At 33.4% G+C, this 1,964-nt stretch carries 1 protein-coding gene; it reads left to right on the top strand.

Translation table 11 applies throughout. From position 1 onward, the window contains the following. Positions 1–1,964: hemagglutinin repeat-containing protein (locus U5B17_RS09585; RefSeq protein WP_430805125.1), on the top strand; the 1,964-nt coding region annotated here is incomplete at both ends.

The following is a 1,964-nucleotide window of genomic DNA, read 5'->3' as shown; positions in this document are numbered from 1 at the left end:
ATGAGATAAATATAGATGCAAAGGATATTAACCTAAATCCAGCAGTATATGAGAGTCTAGATTATTCACATACTAGCAAATCAAACTGGGGAGGGCTTAAAAAAAGCCTTGATATGCACTCTCTTGCAAAGGCAAATTTACAAAGCTCATCTTTAAGCACAAGCACAGGCGACATTAACCTAAATGCTACAAATAATATAAACATCATCTCATCAGATATATCAAGCGCAAAGGTATTAAACCTAAATGCAGATAATGATATAAATATCATAGCAGCCAAAGAGCAGGTTAAAGAGGTAAGTGTTTATAAAAAAAGTAGTTTTAATCTGCTTGGTATATTAACATATGTTGGCACACTAGGAACAAATGGGGGAGAAATTTACAAAGCCCAAGAGAATCAAAAAGGAAGCCTTGATGGTTTATCAAAACTATCAAACATCAAAGCATTTGAAGATATTAATATACATGCAAACAATGCCATCATTACAGCCAACATTAAATCAGATCAAGATACTAACATAAAAGCAAACACTGCCACCATCTTAAACGCTACTAATACGCATGAAAGCTACAACATAGATAAAAAAACTAGTGTTAATATAGCTCATATACAAGATATTTTAAAACAAGCCAAACCAAAATCTCTATCAGAACTTAAAAAAGATACATCAGCCAAGATCCGCCTAGCTGATGCAACTTATGAAAAAGCTACAAACAACATCTCATCCACCAAAAGCATAAGCTCAAACCTACAAGCTAAAAATTTAAACATTATCACTAATGAAGATATCACTATCACAGGGGCTGATATAAATACTAAAGAGGATATAACCCTACATTCAAATAGTGGCAACATTTATATATCAAACTCTACTGATACCATAGATACAGCTTCCACTCTAAAAGAGGCTAAAGCTGCTCTATCTCTTACTGTGCAAAACGAATACGCCCAGATAGCTCCAGCTGCCATAGCTTTACAAGAAGCTATAAAGCAACTAAATAGTGTAAAAAAAGAGTATGAGATCTACAAACAAGAAAAATCAAGCCTAGAGAGTAAGCTAAATGAACTAAAACAAAGATACAAAGATAAAGAGATAGGTATAGACTACTCTGATATAGAGGATCTAACAGATATAATAGATAATATAAAAGATGAAGAAAAATACTATATAGCAAATATTGCCCTAGCAACTACAAATGTAGCCTCTAAAACCACAGCCCTAATAAGCCAAAGTGCAGCAGCTTTATCCAGCTCAGGCACATTTGGCTTTAGCATAGGCATGGCTGGTGATATAAAAGGTAGTAACACTAGATCTAATACAACACAAACTACATCTATATCTTCAAACCTAAATGCAAACAATATTAAAATTTCAACCAACAAAGATAAAGATACAAGCACAAACATAACCGGCTCAAATTTAATAGCAAATAATAATATAGACATAGATACAAATGATCTAAACATTAACTCAAGCCAAGATACCTACAAAGCAGACTCTAAAACCAAAGAGCTAAGTGGAAGTGTTAAGATGACTATGTATGGTGGAGGTGGAGGTAGCTTAGGTCTAAACTACTCACAATCAAATTTAGATAAAGAAAACCTAACACATAACAATACTCAACTACTAGCACATAACAACCTAAACATCAACACCACAAACAACACAACCATAAAAGGAGCTAATCTAAGAGCCAATAATACTGCAAATATCAATGTAGGCAATAATTTAATCTTACAAAGCCAAAGAGATAGCTATACATCAAACTCTAAATCAACAAGTATAGCAGCTGGTATGGGATTTAGTGGAGAAAAAACACAAAGCACAAATCCAAACCCAAAAGCCATATCAAACAACCTAGTAAGTTATGAGAATGCAAAGCTATCAAGTATTAACTCAAATTTTACCCAAGACAAACAAAACACCATAACCAAGCAAACAATACTATCAAGCATAACAGCT

It is taken from the genome of Campylobacter australis (assembly GCF_050586305.1).
In the GTDB taxonomy this organism is placed as follows: Bacteria; Campylobacterota; Campylobacteria; order Campylobacterales; family Campylobacteraceae; genus Campylobacter_A.
This window is presented reverse-complemented; position numbering and strand designations above follow the sequence as displayed.